The following is a 20,748-nucleotide window of genomic DNA, read 5'->3' as shown; positions in this document are numbered from 1 at the left end:
ATCAGATCTCCTTCAGCGCGGCTTCAACCGTGCTGAGGAGCCGGTCCACATGGGAGGCATCAAAGATCAGCGGCGGGCGGATTTTCAGGATATTCGCCCCCGGCCCTGTTGAGGAAATCAGCACGCCTTTCTTGCGCATCAGATTGACACAGGCGGTGGCTATCGCGGCATCATGGGTCTTGGTGGTATGGTCGGTCACGAACTCGCAGGCCACATAGAGGCCCACACCCCGCACATCGCCGATACGTTCGTCCTTCAGGCTGCGCAGGCCGTCGCGGATGGCATCGCCCATACGCACGGCATTGGCCAGCAGGTTATCCTCGCGGATTGTGTCGAACACCGCGCGCGCCGCCGCAATCGCCACCGTATTGCCGCCGAAAGTGTTGAAATAGCGCAGATCCTGCCCGAAGGGTGCGACCACATCATGGCGGACCGCGATCCCCGCCACCGGAAAGCCATTGCCCATCGGTTTGCCCATGGTGACGATCTCGGGGTCGATGCCCAGACGCTGATAGCCCCACATCGCCTCGCCCGAGCGGCCAAAGCCCGATTGCACCTCATCGGCGATCATGATGCCGCCATGCGCGCGCACCACCTCGGCCACCGGCGCCAAGAGGCCCTTCGGATCGGAATAGATACCATCGGAGGAAAACAGGCTGTCGGCGATAAAACAGGCGATGCCGTCGCCATGGCGCTCCAGATCCTCGATCCGGGCTTTGACCTCGGCGGCCATTTGCGCGCCCAGAGTGGCCACATCACGGCGGTAGCTATCGGGGGCGGAGACGCGGCGCACCCATGTGCCCAAGGGCGATTTCGCGCCCAGAGAGGGCGAATAGCCCGCCGTCAGATGCGAGGTGCCGTGATAGGCCTCGGAGGTGATGATCACCCCGCGCTTGCCGGTCTTATGCATGGCGATACGGGTGGCCAGATCATTGGCCTCCGACCCCGTGCAGGTGAACATCATATGGCCGTTTTCCGCGATCTGCCCGCCGAATGTCGGTAGCATTTCCTCGGCCAGATCAAGGATGCCGTCCTGCACATAGCGGGTATGGGTGCAAAGCTTGCCCATCTGCGCCGAGACCGCCTCGACCACGCGGGGGTGGGCATGGCCCAGCGAGACCACATTGTTATAGGCGTCCAGATAATCGCGGCCATCAGGGGCATAAAGATAGGCGCCCTCGCCGCGGTCAACCGTCAGGGGCTCTTGATAGAACAGCCGATAGGCAGGGCCCAGCAGGCGGGTGCGGCGGTCGATGCGGTCTGCCAGCGCGGGGTCAAGATTTGCCGCCTTCGAGGGATCGAACCCGTTGACCATACCGATGACGGGTTTGTCGAGGGTATCTGTATTCATGAGAAACTCCGGAGGGGGGCACGCAGGATATCCTCGACCTCAGCGGTCGGGCGCGCCAGAAACCATTGAAGCTGCGCCCAGCTGGGCGCGGCCTTGCGTAGGATATAGGGGGCGTTCTCGGGCATGAGGGCCGCGCGATATTGGGTCATCACCGCCCGCACCAGAACCCGCGCCATGACCATATGGGGCACCATGGCGAGGTCTGTTTTGGCGATGGGCGCAACCTCCAGATAGCCCGCAAGCACCGGATAGGCGGGGGCGAAGATATCCTGATCGGGGGTGAAATCGGTCAGGATTTGCCCCATCAGCGCCACCGCCAGATCAATCGCCACCGCCGATTCCACCACATCGCCGAAATCGATGACCCCCGTCAGGCGGCCCGTTTCGGGATCGGCCACGATATTCGAGGCGTAGAAGTCATTATGCACCACCTGACGCGCGAGCCGCGGAATACGATGCGCCACCTCGGCCAACCGCGCGAAGGCTTCGCCCGCAAGCGCGTGATGCTCGGGGGGCAGGCTGACCTCGGCCAGCAAGGGCCGCAGGCGCATCACATGCTGCACATCCCAGACCAGCTCGCGGTTTTGCGCCGGATGGGTAAACCCCGCCAAAGCCAGCCGCAATTCGCCCAACACCCGCCCGATCTCGGGCAGGGTCTCGGGCGCAAGGTCCATCATATCCAGAGGCGTGCCTTCGACGAAACTGAGCAGCCGGTAGAACCGCCCCGAGGCAGGCTCGCGTAGCATCCCCTCGCCCGAGATCGCACGGATCAGCCGCGGCGCGGGGCGGGCGAAATGCACGGCCAGATGGTCAAGCACCGCATTCTGCAGATCCAGCTCGGCTTGCGCTTCATCGGGATTGGCGATCTTCAGGATATAGCGGGCGTCCGGCGCGCTGATCAGATAGGTGTCGTCCTTTTCGGTCTCAAGCCGCTTCACCCTGCCCGAAATACCATAGGTCTGCTGGCACAGGGCTGCCGCCTCTTCGGGGCCGATACGGGTGAAACGGGTGGCCAAACCGCCCTGCCCTGCAAAGGCAAGCGCGTCCTTCAGGTCTGTCATGTCACTCTCCGGCTGTGGCCCGCCCCGTTTCGGGACAGGCCAGAGGCTATCAGCTGCGCGGAGCATCCACAAATGGCGTCGGATGAGCCGCCTGATAGGCCGCCGCCAGCGCCAGAACCACCTCGTCTTCGAACCAGCGGCCCACGAATTGCAGACCGATCGGCAGGCCATCCGCATCAAAGCCGCAGTTCACCGAGACGGCAGGCTGTTCGGTCATATTGAACGGATAGGTGAAGGGCGACCAATCCGTCCATTCGGTCATGCCGGAACCGGTCGGCACATCGACGCCTGCCTCAAAGGCGGTCAGCGGCATGGTGGGCAGCATCAGCGCGTCATAGCGCTCATGGAACTTGGCCATGGTCACCTTCAGCTGGGCGCGGATCTGATCGGCGGCGATAAAGTCGCGCGCGCTCAGAAGCCGCCCCTGCTCGGTGATCGACACGAAACCGGGGTCCATCTTGGCAATCTGTTCAGGCGTCGGGTTGACCTGCTCGACCGCCCAAGCCTGAGCTGCATACCACAGATCCAGGAGCGCCTGCTGCGGGCTTGCAAAACCGGGATCGGCCTCTTCGACAATCGCGCCCAGATCGGCCAGAGCCTTAGCCGCACGGTCCACGGCTTCGGCCACCGCAGGGGCCACGGGCGCACCATCCAGCGTACGGGCATAGGCGATACGCATCCCCTTGATCGAGCGGCGGCTGGCGGCCGCGAAATCGGTCACCTCCTTGGGCGAGCGGCCATAAAGCGCATTCACCGAAGGGCCTGCCACCGCATTGAGGAACAGCCCGCTGTCTTCGACGGTACGGGTCAGCGGACCACGATGCGCCAGTTCAAACAGCCCCGTGGGCGCGGTCGAGGGCACCCAGCCGAAGGTCGGCTTGATCCCGAAGACCCCGCAGAAGGAGGACGGAATACGGATCGAGCCCGCCCCGTCCGAGCCTTCATGCAGCACGCCCATATTCAGTGCCGCCGCCACAGCCGCCCCGCCCGAAGACCCGCCCGAGGCGCGCGCGGTATTCCAAGGGTTGAGCGTATTGCCGCCCTCCGGCCCATGGGTCAGACCCTTCCAGCCAAATTCCGGCGAGGCGGTGGTGCCCAAGATCGGCGTGCCGGCCTGACGCAGCTTGGTGACGATTTCCAGATCGGTGGGCGATGGCTCTTTCTCGCCCAGAACCGAGCCCTTGCGGAAGGGGATGCCCTTCACGCGGGTCAGTTCCTTGATGGTGGCAGGCACCCCGTCGATGGGCGAAAGCGGCGCGCCCTTGGCCCAGCGAGCCTCGGAGGCGCGCGCCTCGGCCAGCGCCTCTTCGGCCACCACATAGACGAAAGCATTGACCGCACCATCGAATTTCGCGATGCGGTCAAGCGAGGCCTGCACCGCCTCGACGGGCGAAGCCTCTTTGGCCGCATAGGCGCGGGTCAGTTCGGTGGCGCTCATCTCGCCCAGATCGGTCTTGTCGATCACGTCCATTGCTTACGCCTCCTCAAGAACGCTGCGTGCCAGATCGGTTTCGGCCAGCGCATCCAGCGCCCGCCCGATGGCGGCGATCATCTCGTCCACCTGCTCGGCGGTGATAACCAGCGGCGGGCAGAGGCAGATCGCATCGCCAATCGCACGCACGATCAGCCCCTCTTCCAGCAGGCAGGCCTGCGCCAGCTGACCCATCTCGCCCACTTTGGCGGTGCCCTTGATCTCAAGCGCGCCAATCAGCCCGACGCCCCGCGACCACAGCGCCATCGGATGGCTTTCCAGCCCCCTCAGCCCCGAGAGGAACTGGGCTTCCAGACGGGCGGCATTGCCCACCAGATCACGCTCTTCGATGATCTTGATATTCTCAAGCCCCACAGCGGTGGCCACAGGGTGGCCCGAGGCGGTATAGCCATGCGCAAACACCCCCAGACGGTGGCTTTCATCGGCGATGGGGTTGTAGAAATCATCGCTCATCAGGATCGCCGACAGCGGCATATAGGACGAGGAAATCTGTTTCGAGGTCACCATCACATCGGGCTTGATGCCATAGACCTCACAGGCAAACATCTTGCCTGTCCGGCCAAAGCCGCAAATGACCTCATCAGCCACCAGAAGAATGTCATATTTGCGCAAAACGGCCTGAATGGCCTCCCAATAGCCCTTGGGCGGCACGATGACACCGCCCGCGCCCATCACCGGCTCGCCGAACATCGCGGCAATCGTCTCGGGGCCTTCACGCAGGATCAGCTCTTCCAGCGCCTCGGCCATACGGGCGGAGAATTGCTCTTCGGTCTCGCCTTCCAGATGGTCGCGCGGGTAATCGGGCGTCAGCGTGTGGATCATCCGGTCAAGCGGCAGATCGAAGCTGCCGTGGTTTGCCGGAATACCGGTGACCGATCCCGCCGCAATCGTCACCCCGTGATAGCCCTTCACGCGGCCGATGATCTTCTTCTTATCCGGCAGACCCAGCGCATTCGAACGATACCAGATCATCTTCACCACGAGATCATTGGCCTCGGACCCCGACGAGGTGAAATGCACCTTGGTCAGATGCTCGGGCGAGATCTGTACCAGCTTCTCGGCCAGATCGACCGAAGGGCCATGCGCCTTGTAGTTGAAGCTGTGATAATAGGGCAGTTTCTGCATCTGCGCATAGGCCACATCGGCCAGACGCTTTTCATTGAAGCCCACGGCCACCGACCACAGACCCGCAAGCCCCTCGATATAGCGCTTGCCCGCTTGGTCGAAGACATAGATGCCCTCGCCGCGGTCGATGATCAGACCGCCCTCTTCCTCATAGCGGCGCAGATCGACCGAGGGGTGGAACTGATAGGCAATATCGCGCGCTTCGATGGAATTGGGCGCAATGGTTTTCGATTGAGACATCTTCGTCGTCCTTGGTTTCGGCGCCTTGGCGCCATATGATTTCAGCTGAAGGCCAGATCCCAGTCCTTGCCGGGAATGGCTTCGATCAAAGAGCGGGTATAGGGGTGTTTCGGTGCGTCAAACACCTGCGCCCCCGGCCCGATTTCGACGCAAGCGCCCTTTTGCATGACCATCACCCTATCACAGATCTGGGCGGCGACACGCAGATCATGGGTGATGAACACAAGGCTGAGGCCAAGCTCGCGTTTGAGTTCTTCCAGCAGTTCCAGCACCTGCGCCTGAATGGACACATCCAGCGCCGAGACCGCCTCATCGGCCACGATAATCTCGGGTTTCAGCGCAAGCGCACGGGCAATCCCGATCCGCTGGCGCTGCCCGCCCGAGAACTCATGCGGGAAGCGTTTGGCCGATCCGGGAAGGCCGACACGGGCCAGCAGCGCCTCGGCCTCGGCCATCGCCTGTTTGGGCGGCGTGCCATGGGCGATGGGGCCATCGGCAATCGCCTGACCCACGCGGATACGCGGGTTGAGCGAGGAGAACGGGTCCTGGAAGATCATCTGCACACGGGCGCGCAGATCCTGCAACGCGGGGCCTGTGGCATGGGTCATATCCTGCCCGTCCAGCAGCATGCGCCCCGCATCCAAATCCTGCAGCTTCACAAGACACCGCCCGAAAGAGGATTTTCCCGAACCGGATTCACCAACAATCCCAAGGGTTTCGCCGCGCCCGATGGTCACGGTGATATCCTTCACCGCCTCGACTACACGCGCCTTGCGGAACATGCCGCCGCCTGTGCGGTAGGTTTTACAGGCGCCTTCCACCTGCATCAGGGGCGGGCGCGTAGGCGCGGCTGCACGGCCTGCGCGCAGCTTCGGGATCGCGTCGATCAGCCCGATGGTATAAGGGTGCTCGGGGTGATGCAGCACGCGCTCGGCGGGGCCTTCCTCGACCACACGGCCCAGTTTCATCACCGTCACATAATCGGCAATTTCGGCCACCACGCCAAAGTCATGGGTGATGAACATCACCGCCATATTGCGGCTTTGCTGGAGGTTGCGGATAAGTTCGAGGATCTGCGCCTGAGTGGTCACATCCAGTGCGGTGGTGGGCTCATCGGCCACCAGAACCTCGGGTTCCAAGGCCAGCGCCATGGCGATCACCACCCGCTGGCGCTGCCCGCCCGACAGCTGGTGCGGATAGGCCCTCGCTGCGCGTTTGGGGTCGGGCAGCCCCACCTCGGTCAGCAGGTCCAACGCTCGGGCGCGGCGTTCGGCGGGGCGCAAGAGCCCATGGGCCTCGAAGACCTCGGCGATCTGATCCTCGATCCGCATCAGCGGGTTCAGCGCCGACATGGGTTCTTGGAAAATCATCGCTACGCGCTTGCCGCGCAGGGCACGCATCTGGGCATCTGACAGCCCCACCAGATCTTCCTCGCCCAGCCGGATCCGGCCATCATTGACCATCAGCCCCTCGGGCAACAGCCCCATCAGCGCATTGGCCGACATCGACTTGCCCGAGCCGCTTTCGCCCACCACGCAAAGGATCTTGCCGGGCCAGAGGTCGAAACTCACGCGGTCTACGGCATAGAGACGGTCGGCCCCTTCGGGAAGTGCGATCTTCAGCCCCTCGATACGGACGGCAGGTTTGGTCATGGTTGCATCGCGCATCACGCTCTCCTTTTCGCAAGACGCGGGTTGAGGGCATCGTTCAGCCCCTCGCCGATCAGGTTGAAGGCCAGAACCGTCAGCAGGATCGCCACGCCGGGGAAGAAGCTGACCCACCATGCCTGCGCCAGAACCGTGCGGCCCGCGCCGATGATATAGCCCCAGCTCATGACGTTCGGATCGCCCAAGCCCATGAAATCCAACGCGGATTCGGTCAGGATGGCGGTGGCCACCATCATCGAGGCCAGCACGATCACCGGCGAGATCGTATTGGGCAGGATCTGGCGGCGGATGATGGTCAGCCCCGATTGCCCCGAAAGCTGCGCGGCCTCGATGAATTCGCGGTGGCGCAGGGCCATGACCTCGCCGCGCAAAAGACGCGCCACGGGCGGCCAGCTGACAAGGGCGATGGCGGTGATGATCGACCACAGCGAGGGCTCGAAGATCGCCACCAGCACCACGGCAAAGGCAAAGGAGGGGATCACCTGGAAGAACTCGGTGATGCGCGACAGAACATCATCCACCCAGCCGCCGAAATAGCCCGCAAGCGCCCCGATCGGGATGCCGATGGCGAGGCTGACGACCGTCGAGATCACCCCCACCAACAGCGAGACATAGGCCCCATGTGCCAGCCCTGCGGCGATATCACGGCCCAGGGTGTCGGTGCCAAGGGGCGTCATCTCGTCCTGAAAGGGCGCCACGAAGGGCATATTCACCATATCCCAAGGCGAGGTGGGGAAAAAGAAGGGCGCGGTGATCGACCCAAGCAGCACCACGGCCAGAATGATCAGCCCGACGACCGCACCGCGATTTGCGGCATAGGCTTTCCAGAACTCTTTCATCTTTCTCTCCTTATGCCAGACGGATACGGGGATCGACCACGCGGTACAGCAGGTCGGTGAACAGGTTGAACAGCAACACAAGCGCTGCCGAGACGGTGAATACCCCCAGAAGCAGGTTGTAATCGCGGCTTTGTAGCGCCTCGAACATCAGCCGTCCGATGCCGGGCCATGCAAAGACCGTCTCGATCAGCACGGCGCCGCCGACAAGCTGGCCCGCATGCAGACCGGCCAGCGTCACCACCGGCAGGATCGCATTGCGCAGCACATGGCGGCGCTGGATCACGCTGGGCTTCAACCCCTTGGCGCGGGCGGTTTTCACAAAGTCCAGCCGGTTGACTTCCAGCATGGAGGCGCGGGTGATGCGCACATAGGTGGCCATGAAGAACAGCCCCAGTGTCACCGCAGGCAGCACCAGATGCTGGGCGATATCCCAAGCGCGGGCAAGGCCGGTATAGCTGGAGGCGGCGGTTTCATAGCCGAAGGCCGGAAACCAGCCGAAGGTCACGGAAAACAGCAAGACCGCCATCAGCGCCATCCAGAACAGGGGCGTGGCATAGAACAGAAGCGCGACGGTCGAGATCACGCTATCAGACCAGCGGCCCTGACGCGCAGCCGCGACGACACCCGCCACAACGCCCAAGCCCAGCGAGATCACAAAGGCCGAGATCGACAGGATCAGCGTGGCCGGAAGGCGCTCGAGGATCAGCGACAGAACAGGGGCCTGCTGGCGGTAGGAATAGCCCAGATCGCCCTGCGCGAAATGCGACAGATAGGTCCAGAGCTGGATATAGAACGGCTGGTCCAGCCCGAACTGGCGGCGCAGGTCTTCGATGAACTGCGGGTCGGCGTCACCGGCCTCGCCCGCCATCACCAGCGCGGGATCGCCGGGGGCCATATGGATCAGACAGAAATTCAGGACGGTAATGGCGAAGAGGATAATCACGATCTTCACCACGCGCCCGATCAGGAAACGTAGCATGAGGGGGGCTCGTTTTGGTCGGGGAAGGTCCGGGCACGCGCATCGCGCCCGGACAAATCATGGCAGAACATAGGGATTACTTCTCGATCCAGGCCTCGCCCAGCGAGTTACCGATCCCGTTTGCAGTGCTGATCAGATCATGCACCTTGCAGTCGTAAAGCGCGGGGAAGCTGAGTTCCTGCAGCCATGCCACCGGTACATCTTCCTGCAGCTGGGTCTGGATCTTGGTGTAGAGCGCCTGACGTTCGGCATCGGTTGCGGCCACAGCCGCCTCGTCGAACATCTGGTCGATCTCGGGGTTGGAATAGCCCTCGACATTGGCGAAGGGATTGCCCTTCACGATCTGGCTGGAGATATAGTTCCGCGCCACACCAAGGGCCGGATCGCCGTTCTGGTAGAGATAGGTGAAGGCGATGTCATAATCCCATTGTGCGGTCTTCTGGTTCCAGCCCGCCACATCGGTGGATTCGATCTCGACCGGAATACCCACGGCGGCAAGGTTCTGCTTGACCACCTCGGCCCAGCGTTGCCACGTCTCGCCATAGGGCAGCGGCAGCAGGCGCAGCGGTTTGCCGTCATAGCCGATCTCCTTCAGGAGTTCCTTGGCCTTTTTCGGGTCATAATCATATTGCGGATCGACCTTGTCATAGAAGGGGATGGTCGAGGTGATCGGACCGGTCGCCACCTTGCCGTAGCCGTTCCAGACGACCTTCTGCATCAGCGGGCGGTTCAGCGCATACATCACCGCCTGACGGAACTTCACATTATCCATCGGGGCGGTGCGGTTGTTCAGCCACAGGAAGGACAGCGGGCTGTTATATTCCCAGCCCTTCTCGGTGACGCAGACGCCCTCTTCCTTGGCCAGACGCGGGATGTCGAAGTTTTCGACCGAGCCGCCGGGCAGAACCGAGACGGTGCGGGTTTCAAAGGCGGTGGCGCGCGAGGCGGCATCGGGGACGACGTGATAGACGACTTCGTCCAGATGCGGCTTGCCCTCGGCCCAGTAATCGGGATTTTTCACCAGATCGATATAGGCGCCCTTCTTCCATTCCTTCAGTTCGAAGGGACCGGTGCCCACGGGCTTGTCGTTATTGGGGTTTTTCGCGAAATCCGTGCCCTCGTAAAGATGGGCCGGAATGATCGGGGACACGGTATAGCTGAACGAGCGGATGAACGGCCCATAGGGGGCTTTCAGCTTGAAGACGACCGTATTGTCATCGGGCGATTCCAGCGTCTCGACATGGCGCATCACCTCGCGCCATTTCGGGTTGGTCTCGGTCAGGAATTTGGTGAAGGTGAACATCACATCCTTGGCGCTGAAGGGCTCGCCATCGGAGAATTTCACGCCCTTGCGCAGATGGAAGGTATAGGTCATCGCATCATCCGAGACCTCCCAGCTTTCGGCCAGCGAGGGCATCGGTTCGAGGTTGCTGTCATATTTCAGCAAGCCCTCGTAGATCGACCCCGCCACCAGAAGGCTGGGGCCATTGGTGGTGATGCCGATCATGAGGCTCGGCGGTTCGGGCTGGACGACAAGATCGAGGCGCCCGCCCTCGACGGGGGTCTCTTGGGCGAATACGGTCGTTGCGCCCAGACAAAGCGAAAGCGCCAACGCCCCCTGACGGAGCGAAGTTGTAGACATCATGGTTTGGACCTTCCTGTTGGATCGGCCGTGTGATCCGGCCTTTATCATCGGGTCATATCGGGGGCGGCTGTGGCGAAAACAGCCTGCACACCCGAAGGGAATATTTCCGGATCGCCCTTGGAAAGCGCTGGTCACATCCCGAAACAAAGCTTGCGACGGGGGGCAGGCGTTGTCGAATTATATTGCCCGATCCACCCTATCAGTCTGCGCTATACAGCCAGAGGGCGCGGGCGCGCGCCCCGTCCCTGCTCCGGCGCGGGGTCTGCGCCGCCGTAAATGCGGCTTTCGGGCGGGTGCGCGGCGACCTGTTCGCTAAACACACGATGCAGCTCGTCGGCAATGCGGGTGCGCAATGCGGCGGGCTGGGTCACGACATAGACGCCCGCCTGCGGGGTGCCCTCGAAGGGGGGCAGACGCCAGAGCCTGCCGGCCGCACAATCGCGTTCGACCACATGCACGGGCAAAGGACCGATGCCGAAACCGGCAATGATCATCCGCTTGATCTCTTCGAGATTATGCGAGCGGCCCACCAGATCGGGCTTCAGCCCGCAGCGCTGGCGCAAAGCGGTCAGCTCATGCAGCGCACGGTTGCTGCTTTCGGCCAGATACCCCACCGAGGCAAAGCCGTTCAGGTCGCTGACCGACAGATCCTCGCGCCCGAACAGCGGATGGCTCGGGCCGCAGTAAAGCCCGAAATGCTCTTGGAAGAGCAGCGTATACTCCAGTTGCAGATTGCTATCGCCCACCACACAGACCGCCATATCGGCGCGTTTGGCCGCCACCATCGCCAAGCCCTCGCGCGAGGCTTCGACCTTGAGGGTCAGCCCGACTTGCGGATGACGCTGGTGGAAACAGGCAAGAGCGGCATCGAATTCGGGGCTTTCCACATGCGAGGCCAGCACGATCGTGGCCTCGCCGGTCAGCACTTTCTCGGCCTCGCCCAGCGAGGCGGGCAGGCGCGAGACCGCAGCCGTAATATCGATCGCTTCGTGCAGAAGTCGCCGTCCGGCCTCGGTCAGTTCGAACATGGTCGAAGATCGCTCGATCAGCCGGTAGCCCACCTGTTCTTCCAGCCGCTTAAGGCAGCCCGACACCGCCGGTTGCGTCAGGCACAACCGCTGCGCCGCATCGGTGATCGAGCTGGATTGCGCGATGGTCACGAAGCTGCGCAGCAGGTTCCAGTCCAGATGCGAAAAGCCGATATCCTTCATGCCGTTCCCCTTTATGCACCCTCCCCGCGCCCCGAGGAGGGTTTCCAGACAGATCAAAGGCGCCCCAGCCCGTGCCTGCGGTCAAGAGAACACCGCCCACAACCCGAAGGCAAGCCCGCCATAAAGACGGCTTTGCCCAAGGATAAGGCAGCGGGCGCCTTGGAATGCCTTGCGACGGGCTTAAGGGGCGTCTGCCGCCTCGCAGGCAAGATCGAGCAAGATCTCGGCCCCTCTGGCCGCATCTTCGGGGCGGCACCATTCGGCCTCGCTATGCGAGACGCCGTCCTTGCAGGGCACGAAGATCAACGCGGTCGGGCAGAGCGCGGTAAAGCTGAGCGCATCATGCGCGGTCAGCGTGGGCAGGGTCATGGCCGGCAATCCACGCGCCGCCGCCCGCGCCATCCCCCGCGCGATCAGGGCATCGTCAAAGTGGCAGGGCTCGCGGTAATGGCGATGGTCGATCTCGATCTCCAGCCCCGTCTCGCGCGCGATGTCGGCGGCGGCGGCCTCGATACGGGCCACGGCGGCGTTTCGCAGGGCCGGATCAAAGCCCACGACCGCCCATGACAGCGTGCTGAGATGGGGAATATTGACGCGGTTATTGGGCCAGTTCTCCAGCACCGAGGCACTGACCATCCCCGCAGGCTCAAGCCCCGCCCCGATCTCTTCGATGGCCAGCACCAGACGGGCCGCCCCCGCCAAGGCGTTCCGCCGTCTGGACATGGCCAGCGTCTGCGTATGGCCATTGGCGCCACGGATCGTGGCATAACCCGAGCACATGGCCGAAGAGGTCGTGACCATACCGATGGTCTTGCCCCGCGTGTCAAGCTCGGGCCCCTGTTCAATATGCAGCTCAAGATAGCTGTGCGGTATACGGCCCGGTACAGGTGCCGTGCCTGCCGTGCCCGTCTGGTGGAGGGCCTGCGCGACGCTGATCCCCTGCGGGTCCTGACGCGCCAGCGCCTCGTCCAGATCCAGCGCACCGGTATAAACGGCCGACCCCATCACCCCGGGCTGGAAACGCGCGCCTTCCTCATTGGTCCAATCCACCACCTCGATGGGACGGCGGGTGACAATGCCGGCCCGATCCAGCGCGCGGCAGACCGCAAGCCCTGCCAGCACCCCCAACACCCCGTCAAAGCGCCCACCCGGCAGTTGGGTATCCAGATGACTGCCGATCATCACAGGGGCCGCCTGCGGATCGCGCCCCTCGCGCCGCGCGAAGAGATTGCCGATCCGGTCGGCCCGCAGGCTCAGCCCCGCCTCAATCGCCCAATGGGAAAACAGCGCCCGCCCCTCGCGGTCGGCAGGGCTTAATGCGCCGCGCATCGACCCGCCTGCGGGCGTGCCGCCAATCGCCCCCAGCGTCATCAGATCGGACCACAGCCGCTCCTGATCGATAAGGCCCTGCCCGTGTCGTGGTTCCATCCTCGCGCTCCCGATCCTGTTCTGCTGCCACAAGGGAAGCACGGGACGCACGCGCGCGCCAATCAAGACGCGCGATGGGGCCTATCACGCGGGCCTATGGGGTGCGGTCGATCCCTGCCTGCACCAGCTCCACCGTGGTGGCGTCAAACAGCAGGCTTTCGGTGGCAGAGCTTAGCCGCACATCCGGCCCCTCTGCCTGCAGCCGGTAGCCCCCCGCCCAATCCGACAGGTCGATCCGCCCGCCCGCATAGCCCGTGATGCGCTGCGGCAATCCGGTCCGTTTGACATGGAAAACCGTCTGCTCGGGCGTCTGGCCTTCGGGCAGGGTGACATGGGTGCGGCCCGCGTTCAGGTGGATCTCGGCACGGCCTGTGCCGCCCGTGATCTGCGTGGCCACCGCCGCCGTATGGATCACGTCATGGCCCGAGCCACAGGTGACCTCAAGGCTGCCCGAGCCGCCATAAATAACATTCCCGCCGCGCTGGCAGTCGATCGCATCATGGCCCGAGCCGCCGTGGATCTCGGTGTCACTGAAGCCCGCCTCGACCCTGTTGCGCCCTGCCAGAAGCGTCAGATGCAGGGTTTCATGCGCGGTCTCGATCCGGTCGTCGCCGCGCCCGCCGCGCACCACCAGATGAAAGCGCTTATGCCCGCCGACAAAATCCAGATGGCAGCCAAGGTCGTTACAATTCACCGTCAGGGTCTCGGCCCCATCCCCGATATCGCCCGCGTAATATAGCTCGCGATAGGCCTCGGGTAGAGTAAGCTCCATATCCTCGCGCGGGCGGATGAAATAACGCCGCCATCCCGGATGGGCGGGGGTCGCGGGGTCCGGCGCCTCGAAGGAGATCACCCCGTTCGTGGGCGGTGTGGCAGGCGGTTTGCCGCCCTCGGGGACAGAAGTATAAAGTGCAGGCGCCTCGCTTGCCCCCATGCTCAGCCCGTAGTCGCGGCAGGTATCTTCCAGCGTCTCGCGCAGGCGCGCACGCGCCGGATCATCGGCCAGATCCGTCATCTGCCACGGGTCCGTCCGCAGGTCATACAGCCTGTCGCTGCCGTCCTGATAGGCGATATAGCGGTGATCGCCCTGCCTGATCGCCGCCGAGCCGAACCAGAAGCTGGGCACGGCACGGCCCTCGACCTGCGCGCCCTCGACCTGCGGGCGCAAAGACCGCCCCGCCGCGCCGCGCATCGGCGCAAGCCCCGCATAATCCAGCACCGTCGGCCCCACATCCAGCATCGCCACAGGGTCTTCCACCACCTGCGGAGCCTGCCGCGGGTCATGGATGATCAGCGGCACCCCTGCGGCTTCTTCCCACAGCGTATATTTGCGGAAACGCCCTTTGTCGCCCATGTGATAGCCATGATCGGCCCCGATGATGGTGATGGTATTGCCCGCATGTCCAGACGCCTGAAGCGCATCCCAGACCCGCCCGATATGGTAATCCGCATGGCTATAGGCCGAGAAGTAATTGCGCACGGTCTTGCGCCAGAAGCGGTCATTTTTCAGGTCCAGATTGGGCGGGAAGGACCGTCTGGCAAACGCATCATCGGGTGCCTCCCAGCCTTCGGGCATGGTGAAAGCGTCCTCGTCATACATCTCCTTGAAGCGCGCGGGCGTTTTGAAGGGCGGATGGGGGTTATGGAAACCGGCCTCGCGGTAGAAGGGCGCGGGGCCTTGGTAGCTGGTGAGAAACTCCACTGCATCCTGCGAGGAGAAATGGTCATAATAGCGGCTGTCATCTCGCGTGTCGGTGGTGCCAATGCCGCGCCCGCCGCCGCCGTAATCCTTGGAGGGTGCCGAGGAGCGCGGACCAAAGAGACAGGGATGGGCCTCATGCGAATAAAGCGCCTCGTGGATTTCGGGCGGGCGCGGGATATAGCCGTGATGCAGCTTGCCGGCGGTTGCGCAATAATAGCCCGCCGCCTTCAGCCGATAGGACCACATCTGGTCGGGGCGCAGAAGTTCGAAGATCTCGCTGTAATTGTCGAAGATACCGGTCTGATGCGGGGCAAGCCCCGAGAGGAAGCTGGCCCGCGACGGCCCGCAGACTGGCACCTGACAATAGGCCTGGTGGAAGGCCGTGCCTTGGGCGCAGATCCGGTCCAGATTGGGGGTCTGCAGCCTGACACCGAAGACATCGCGAAAGCGCCAATAGGCGAAGGCGTCATCAAGGCTGATAAAGAGGATATTGGGGCGGCTCATGGGGTCACCTGCAGATTGCTGGGCATCACCGGCAGCCGCGAGGACAGCGCATAGCGGTGCAGATGGCGACCTTCTTGCAGCAGGCTCGGGCGCGACCAGACCTCACGCAGCGCGCCGCGATTGGCGGGGCGGTCATCACCTGCGGGCGGCAGGCTTTGGCCAAAGGCATAATCCAGATGCAGCGCGGGGCCTGTTGGCACGCGGTCGCAGTCAAGCACCACAAACTGCCCGCCTGCGCGATGCGGCCCCAGCCCGATCGCAGTGATCTGCGCGCCATTATCACAGCCCGATAGCGTAAAGCCATGATGCGGCTGGGTTTCGTCAAATTCCAGCGGCCCGAGGGTGGCAAATTCCGCAAAGATACGCACGCCATTCACCAGCACCTGCCGCAGGCTGGGACAGTGCCATTTGCCACCATTCTGCACGGTCTCGATGGCGCAGGCCTCAAGTTCATCCAGCCAGAGCCGGTCTTCGGGCAGGATCGTCGCCACCGTCTCGGGCATCAGGCGCAGCATATAGCTGGGGCTTGCCACAATGATCCCCAAGGCGGGTTCGTAAATCTCCAGCCGCCCCTCGGCCAGGATCACCTCGGAGGTGCCATCGGTGCGGCTGCCAGCCTTCTGGCACAGGGTCACATGCGGCAGGCTGGACTGCCCCGCAGCCCTTGCCACCTGCGGCCTGAGCCATTGGATCACCTCACTGTAATGGGCCTGAGCCTCCAGCTCCAGCATATCGGGCGCCCCCGCCAGAAGATCCAGCGAGATCCGGTCGATAAACAGCGACTTCCCCCAAGGGGCCAGAGCCTCTTTCGCCTGTGCGATACGCTGGAACAGCCTCTGGTAGATCGCCGCCTCGGGCAGGGATTCCGCCGCCGTGATCCCCGCCTGCGGCTGCGACAGAGCAATCACATTCCGCAGCGCATGATGGCGCGCGCGGGCCGAGGACAGGCTGGCCACGCCCTGCGCCGTGGCGCCATAGGGCGCGCTGTCCTGCGATAGGGCCTCATCGCGGATATGGTAGTCGAAACGCTCGGGCAAGGGGCGCGGCACCCCCGCCGAGCCCCCCACGCAGGCCATCCCCAAAGCCACATCAGGCGTCTGCGCCAAGGTCACCCCGTGACGCTCCGCGAACCCCATCACCTGACCGCGATATTGGTCGGACAGGTAGCGCAGGCTCTGCCCGTCATCGATCAGCTGCCAGACATTGCCCAAGGTGCGGGGTTTGCGGGCGGGCCCATTGTGGAGTGGGCGGGAAGCATCGGGCATAACAATTTCCTTTTGCGCCTCGGGCGCGGATGTTTCCGGAACGGAACCGGCAGGGCGCGTCCTTTGCGCCCGAAGGCGGAAGGCGCGCTGGAAGGCAGGGATACGGGCGGCATGGCCACGATCGGACAAATGCCCTTCCATCACCTTGCGATAGAGATACAGATCCTTGCGCCCCCGCGTCAGCCGGTAGAACAGCGCAGGCGTCAATGTGCCGTCAATCGCCGCGCCCATCACCGCTTTCAACTGCTCCATCCGGCGCAGGACCAGCGCGGTCTTATGCCCCTGCCCGAAGGCTTTCAGCGCGATCACCCTGTCTTGCGGCAGGCGTAGCGCCTGCTGGCGGTCGGGTGCAAGAAACGGATCATAGACCAGCCAGATGCGGTTGACGCCCGCAAGGGTCCGCGCCGCATCCGACCGCGACAGCGTCCAATCCTGCGCACGACCAGGGGCAAAGCGGGTTTCCCACGGTACAAGACCAGCCGCCAGAGTGGTCTGCGGGCTGAAGGCCAGCACATCACAGCCCGGTGCCAGATCGGCAAAGGCCAGCGCGCCAAAGCCGCCCATAGAGGTGCCCGCCATGACCACGCGCTCGAAGCGGCGGAAAAAGCCTTGCGCGGCCAAAGCCTCCATCCGCGCAATCAGCGCCGCATCCCGAAACCATGTCGGCCCCTGTGCCACCACGCCCAGATGGCTGACACCGCTGTCACGCAGGAAATTCTCGGCCCATGCGCGGATGTCATAGCCCTTATAGCCCGCATCCGACAGGTTATCGAAGGTCACCACCAGCGTTTCGGGGCCACGATCCACATGGATCAGCGCATGATCTCCGATTTTCTCGTAAAAACCGTCGCAACCGCCCGCCGGATAGATTTCGCGATACCATGCCGGCAGGATCTCTTCGGGTGCCTGTTTTTCGGGCAGGCGCGCATGATCCTCGGCGAGGTCTTCGGAATCAGTATCAGACATTGGATGCTCTATAAGAAACGGTCATGAATAGCGGTTTTGCGCATTCTAGCGACAGTTTTTCTTCGGTTCCAAGATTTACCAAGTTAAAACTTGACGCTTATACTGTGATTGCGACTTTCTAGCAGCGGACAGAGCCCGATGGATGCCAAGAACGACAAAGCCGCCCGCGCCGAGGCATGGCGGCAAACGCTATTGGCGCAGGCCGAGCAGAGCGGCTTTTTCGAGGATATAGGCCCCCTGCATAAGGCGATCTATATTCCCGCCACCGGCCCGAAAGCCGATACGCTGGTCGTCGTGTTCGACAATCTCGACGATACGCGCCAGAAGACGGACCGCCTGCCTTGGGCGGTGGATTTCATCTCGGCGCAGGGATGGTCGTCTTTGGGGCTGATGGCACATGGCGCGACATGGTATCGCGACCCCGCAGTCTGGGCGTTTTTCGAACGGCTCAAAAAGGACGGGTTCTTTGCCCTGTTCCGGCGGGTGGTCTTTTACGGCACCTCGATGGGCGGCTATGCGGCTTGTGCCTTTTCCGCCGCAGCGCCCGGCGCAACCGTGCTGGCCATCAATCCGCAATCGACCCTGTCACGCAGTGAAGCCTCCTGGGAGCGGCGCTTCCGTCCCGCTTGGCGCAATGATTTTTCGGGCCCTTACGGTTTTGCGCCGGATATGATCGGTGCGGCAGAAAAGGTCTGGATGTTCTATGACAGCCGCATCGCCGCCGATGCGGCCCATGTCGCGCTTTTCCGCGGGCCGCAGGTCGAAAAGGTCAAATGCCCCTTTATGGGGCATGGGATGCTGTCGGTCTGGCGCGATATGGGAATTTTAAAGCCCATCGTCTCGGCCTGCATCGAAGGACATGCCGACCGCCTCGGGATCGCGCGGCTTTTGCGCGCGCGGCACAGCTCTTTGACCTATAAGAAGCTTGTGCTGCACAGCCTGCAGAAGGCCGGAAAACACGCGAAGGTCGTGGCATGGTCGGATGCGGTCATGCGCGAGAAGAAAGGCCCCGTTTTCGTCAAGGCGCGACAGGCCGCGCTGGAGGCCCTGCCGCCGCGCAAGCGCGCGGCTCTGGCACAGCGCCGGATAGAACAGCCCCGGATAGAACGGGCCCGGATAGAACAGGCCCCGAAATGAGCGGCTGCTGTTCGGGACTGACCCGCCATACCGGCCATCGCGCCGCCACGCTGGCCCCGCACGCCTCCGCCGCGTTCCGCGCCAGTCTGATGCAAGATCTCTGCGAGATTGCGGGCGGGCTGTTCGAGATGGGCACCTATAGCCCGCGATATGCCGCCGACCTCTCCGGCCCTGCCCGACAGGTGCGGGTGTCGCCATTCCGCCTTGCCGCACGGCAGGTCACCAACCGGCACTTCGCCCGTTTCATCGCGGAGAGTGGCTATGTCACAGTGGCCGAGCGCGAGGGCTGGTCCTTTGTCTTCCACCTGTATGCCACCGAACAGGGCGCGCCGTTCAAGGGCCCCGCAGAGGCTCCGTGGTGGCGCGCGGTGCCGGGCGCGTTCTGGGCGGCACCACAGGGGCCCGGTTCGGACTGGCGCGACCGTCCCGATCATCCGGTGGTGCATGTGGCATGGGAGGACGCGCAGGCTTTTTGCCAGTTCACCGGCCTGCGCCTGCCCTTCGAGGCCGAATGGGAATGCGCCGCGCGCGGTGGTCTGGCCCGCAAGGCCTATCCTTGGGGAGAGGAGGCGCTGCGCGAAGGACGGCACGGGCATAATGTCTGGCAAGGTCACTTTCCCACCGAAGACAGGGCCGAGGACGGCTTTGCCGGTCTGGCCCCTGTCGGGCAATATCCTCCCAATGGTTTCGGGCTTTATGATATGACGGGCAATGCATGGGACTGGTGCGCCGACTGGTTCGGCCCGTTGCCCCATGCGCAGATGCCACCGCTGCTTGATCCGAAGGGGCCAGCCAGCGGCGAGGAGCGTGTCATACGGGGCGGCTCGCATCTGTGCCACGCCTCCTATTGCGAGCGGTATTTCACCCATTCGCGCACCCGAACCACCCCCGACAGTTCCACAGGCCATATCAGTTTTCGCGTTGCCGCCGATCCGGAGACCACATCATGACATCCCCGCAGGCCAAAGACGCATGGGCGTCCGCCATGAATAACATCGGTGCCGATCAGGGGTTTTTCCGCCAGCTCGATGCCGAACATAAGGCGCTTTTCGTCGAAGGCGGGGACATATTGGTGGTGACCTTCGACAATCTCGATGATGCCCGCCAGCATCCCGAGGACCGTATGCCTTGGGGCGTCAAGTTCATTACCGCGCAGGGCTGGTCGGCCTTGGGGATCGGCGCGCATGGCTGGACATGGTATCGCGCGCAAGCGGTGCTGGACTTTTTCGACGAGCTGCGCGACAGCGGGTTTTTCGCAAAATTCCGCAAGGTGGTGTTTTACGGCACATCCATGGCAGGCTATGCCGCCTGCGCCTTTTCCTCTGCCGTGCCGGGGTCCATCGTCATCGCGCTCTCGCCACAGGCCACGCTGGATCGCGACATCACCGGCGGCTGGGAGCCGCGCTTCAGGGGCGCGTGGCGGCGGGATTTCAGCGGGCGTTACGGCTATGCACCCGATCAGGTGGCCTGCGCCAAGGCGGTCTGGCTGTTCCATGACCCGTTCGAGCGTGAGGATGCCGTGCATGCGGCGCTGTTCCGTGGCCCCAATATCCACCCCATCCGCTGCCGCCATCTGGGCCATAATATGGCCACCATGCTGACCAAGATGTCGGTATTGAAACCGATCGTGTGCGGCCTTGTGGCCGAAGACCTGACCGAGGCGCAGGTCTATCACCATCTGCGCGCCCGCCGCCGGTTGCCGCTGTACCAGAAGGCACTGTTGACCCGTCTGCTGCAAAGCCGCCGGCAAGGGCTGGTCTACGGGTATACGCAGGCCGTGCTGCGCGACAGCCTGCCCGTCAAACGGCCGGTCTTTCTCAACCACTTCCTTGCCGCGGCAAAGGCGCTTGGCCGGACCGGACATCCGCCCGGCCTCTGACGCCTGTTCCACAATTCCGACCTGCCGCGCCCGATCGCCGAGCCCGACTGGCGCCCCTTGTCGGCCAGCGGACCGCGCTGCATCACCCGCGACACTCTGACGCAGGTCGCCCCCCCCCAAAGCGCCCGAACGGCCCACCGGATGGACGTTCCAAAGCCCTATTTCCTGATAAATACAATCAGGAAATAGCATCGACATATATCCGCTAACTCTTTTAATTTACTGATCAATCTACCGGCGCGACGCGGGTTTTCTGC

Annotated in this window: 15 protein-coding genes; 3 read left to right on the top strand and 12 right to left on the bottom strand. The window is 63.4% G+C overall.

All coding sequences use genetic code 11. The annotated features are described in order from the left end of the window. Position 1: 1 nt before the first annotated feature. From RPE78_RS15780 to RPE78_RS15725, 12 genes are all read right to left on the bottom strand, one after another. On the bottom strand, positions 2 to 1,351 hold the full coding sequence (locus tag RPE78_RS15780) for an aspartate aminotransferase family protein (RefSeq protein ID WP_330647063.1): 1,350 nt from the start codon (positions 1,349 to 1,351) through the stop codon (positions 2 to 4). Continuing rightward, a complete protein-coding gene (locus tag RPE78_RS15775; RefSeq protein ID WP_330647062.1) occupies positions 1,348 to 2,412 on the bottom strand; it encodes a phosphotransferase in 1,065 nt (354 codons plus the stop codon). Before RPE78_RS15775 ends, RPE78_RS15780 begins: the two co-directional genes overlap by 4 nt. Before the next feature lie 49 nt (positions 2,413 to 2,461). Next, positions 2,462 to 3,883, bottom strand: coding sequence for an amidase (locus RPE78_RS15770; RefSeq protein ID WP_330647061.1), 1,422 nt, complete (start codon positions 3,881 to 3,883; stop codon positions 2,462 to 2,464). A gap of 3 nt (positions 3,884 to 3,886) precedes the next feature. Further along, the gene (locus RPE78_RS15765) at positions 3,887 to 5,269 is read right to left on the bottom strand and encodes an aspartate aminotransferase family protein (protein ID WP_330647060.1); all 1,383 of its coding nucleotides are present in this window, start codon (positions 5,267 to 5,269) and stop codon (positions 3,887 to 3,889) included. A 41-nt stretch (positions 5,270 to 5,310) separates the two neighbouring features. Then, positions 5,311 to 6,936: an ABC transporter ATP-binding protein gene (locus RPE78_RS15760; protein ID WP_330647058.1), complete on the bottom strand. Its 1,626-nt coding sequence runs from the start codon at positions 6,934 to 6,936 to the stop codon at positions 5,311 to 5,313. Next, on the bottom strand, positions 6,936 to 7,775 hold the full coding sequence (locus RPE78_RS15755; protein WP_330647055.1) for an ABC transporter permease: 840 nt from the start codon (positions 7,773 to 7,775) through the stop codon (positions 6,936 to 6,938). Before RPE78_RS15755 ends, RPE78_RS15760 begins: the two co-directional genes overlap by 1 nt. 10 nt (positions 7,776 to 7,785) lie before the next feature. Further along, entirely contained in the window at positions 7,786 to 8,754 is a 969-nt protein-coding gene (locus RPE78_RS15750) for an ABC transporter permease (RefSeq protein WP_330647053.1), read from the bottom strand. A gap of 76 nt (positions 8,755 to 8,830) precedes the next feature. Then, complete coding sequence (locus RPE78_RS15745; protein ID WP_330647051.1) at positions 8,831 to 10,399, bottom strand: ABC transporter substrate-binding protein; 1,569 nt, start codon at positions 10,397 to 10,399, stop codon at positions 8,831 to 8,833. 209 nt (positions 10,400 to 10,608) lie between these two features. Next, positions 10,609 to 11,610 carry a LysR family transcriptional regulator gene (locus RPE78_RS15740; protein ID WP_330647049.1) on the bottom strand — a complete coding sequence of 334 codons (1,002 nt, stop codon included), beginning with the start codon at positions 11,608 to 11,610 and terminating at the stop codon, positions 10,609 to 10,611. A gap of 180 nt (positions 11,611 to 11,790) precedes the next feature. Further along, on the bottom strand, positions 11,791 to 13,038 hold the full coding sequence (locus RPE78_RS15735; protein WP_330647048.1) for a Zn-dependent hydrolase: 1,248 nt from the start codon (positions 13,036 to 13,038) through the stop codon (positions 11,791 to 11,793). Positions 13,039 to 13,132: 94 nt separating this feature from the next. Further along, a complete protein-coding gene (locus tag RPE78_RS15730) occupies positions 13,133 to 15,244 on the bottom strand; it encodes a sulfatase-like hydrolase/transferase (RefSeq protein ID WP_330647046.1) in 2,112 nt (703 codons plus the stop codon). Continuing rightward, positions 15,241 to 17,475, bottom strand: a complete 2,235-nt coding sequence (locus tag RPE78_RS15725) for a hypothetical protein (protein WP_330647045.1) — start codon at positions 17,473 to 17,475, stop codon at positions 15,241 to 15,243. Before RPE78_RS15725 ends, RPE78_RS15730 begins: the two co-directional genes overlap by 4 nt. 138 nt (positions 17,476 to 17,613) lie before the next feature. On the opposite strand from RPE78_RS15725, the gene RPE78_RS15720 reads away from it, so the two are divergent. The 3 genes from RPE78_RS15720 to RPE78_RS15710 are packed head-to-tail and all read left to right on the top strand — an operon-like array spanning position 17,614 to position 20,491. After that, positions 17,614 to 18,612 (top strand): hypothetical protein, encoded by a 999-nt coding sequence (locus RPE78_RS15720; protein WP_330647044.1) that lies wholly within the window; start codon positions 17,614 to 17,616, stop codon positions 18,610 to 18,612. After that, positions 18,609 to 19,562, top strand: a complete 954-nt coding sequence (locus tag RPE78_RS15715) for a formylglycine-generating enzyme family protein (protein WP_330647043.1) — start codon at positions 18,609 to 18,611, stop codon at positions 19,560 to 19,562. The genes RPE78_RS15720 and RPE78_RS15715 overlap by 4 nt, the downstream gene beginning before the upstream one ends. After that, positions 19,559 to 20,491, top strand: coding sequence for a phosphoadenosine phosphosulfate reductase (locus RPE78_RS15710; RefSeq protein ID WP_330647042.1), 933 nt, complete (start codon positions 19,559 to 19,561; stop codon positions 20,489 to 20,491). Before RPE78_RS15715 ends, RPE78_RS15710 begins: the two co-directional genes overlap by 4 nt. The last annotated feature ends 257 nt before the right edge of the window (positions 20,492 to 20,748 follow it).

This window comes from Thioclava litoralis, assembly GCF_045278885.1.
GTDB lineage: Bacteria > Pseudomonadota > Alphaproteobacteria > Rhodobacterales > Rhodobacteraceae > Thioclava > Thioclava litoralis.
The sequence above is the reverse complement of the archived record's forward strand: the minus strand, read 5'-3'. Positions and strand labels throughout refer to the sequence as shown.

Excerpts from the sequence above, each read along its gene's own strand:
- RPE78_RS15720 (WP_330647044.1), top strand. The coding sequence starts at position 17,614 with ATGGATGCCAAGAACGACAAAGCCGCCCGCGCCGAGGCATGGCGGCAA.
- RPE78_RS15775 (WP_330647062.1), bottom strand. The coding sequence starts at position 2,412 with ATGACAGACCTGAAGGACGCGCTTGCCTTTGCAGGGCAGGGCGGTTTG.
- RPE78_RS15730 (WP_330647046.1), bottom strand. The coding sequence starts at position 15,244 with ATGAGCCGCCCCAATATCCTCTTTATCAGCCTTGATGACGCCTTCGCC.
- RPE78_RS15760 (WP_330647058.1), bottom strand. The coding sequence starts at position 6,936 with ATGCGCGATGCAACCATGACCAAACCTGCCGTCCGTATCGAGGGGCTG.
- RPE78_RS15765 (WP_330647060.1), bottom strand. The coding sequence starts at position 5,269 with ATGTCTCAATCGAAAACCATTGCGCCCAATTCCATCGAAGCGCGCGAT.
- RPE78_RS15780 (WP_330647063.1), bottom strand. The coding sequence starts at position 1,351 with ATGAATACAGATACCCTCGACAAACCCGTCATCGGTATGGTCAACGGG.
- RPE78_RS15725 (WP_330647045.1), bottom strand. The coding sequence starts at position 17,475 with ATGTCTGATACTGATTCCGAAGACCTCGCCGAGGATCATGCGCGCCTG.
- RPE78_RS15715 (WP_330647043.1), top strand. The coding sequence starts at position 18,609 with ATGAGCGGCTGCTGTTCGGGACTGACCCGCCATACCGGCCATCGCGCC.
- RPE78_RS15750 (WP_330647053.1), bottom strand. The coding sequence starts at position 8,754 with ATGCTACGTTTCCTGATCGGGCGCGTGGTGAAGATCGTGATTATCCTC.
- RPE78_RS15710 (WP_330647042.1), top strand. The coding sequence starts at position 19,559 with ATGACATCCCCGCAGGCCAAAGACGCATGGGCGTCCGCCATGAATAAC.
- RPE78_RS15745 (WP_330647051.1), bottom strand. The coding sequence starts at position 10,399 with ATGATGTCTACAACTTCGCTCCGTCAGGGGGCGTTGGCGCTTTCGCTT.
- RPE78_RS15770 (WP_330647061.1), bottom strand. The coding sequence starts at position 3,883 with ATGGACGTGATCGACAAGACCGATCTGGGCGAGATGAGCGCCACCGAA.
- RPE78_RS15740 (WP_330647049.1), bottom strand. The coding sequence starts at position 11,610 with ATGAAGGATATCGGCTTTTCGCATCTGGACTGGAACCTGCTGCGCAGC.
- RPE78_RS15755 (WP_330647055.1), bottom strand. The coding sequence starts at position 7,775 with ATGAAAGAGTTCTGGAAAGCCTATGCCGCAAATCGCGGTGCGGTCGTC.
- RPE78_RS15735 (WP_330647048.1), bottom strand. The coding sequence starts at position 13,038 with ATGGAACCACGACACGGGCAGGGCCTTATCGATCAGGAGCGGCTGTGG.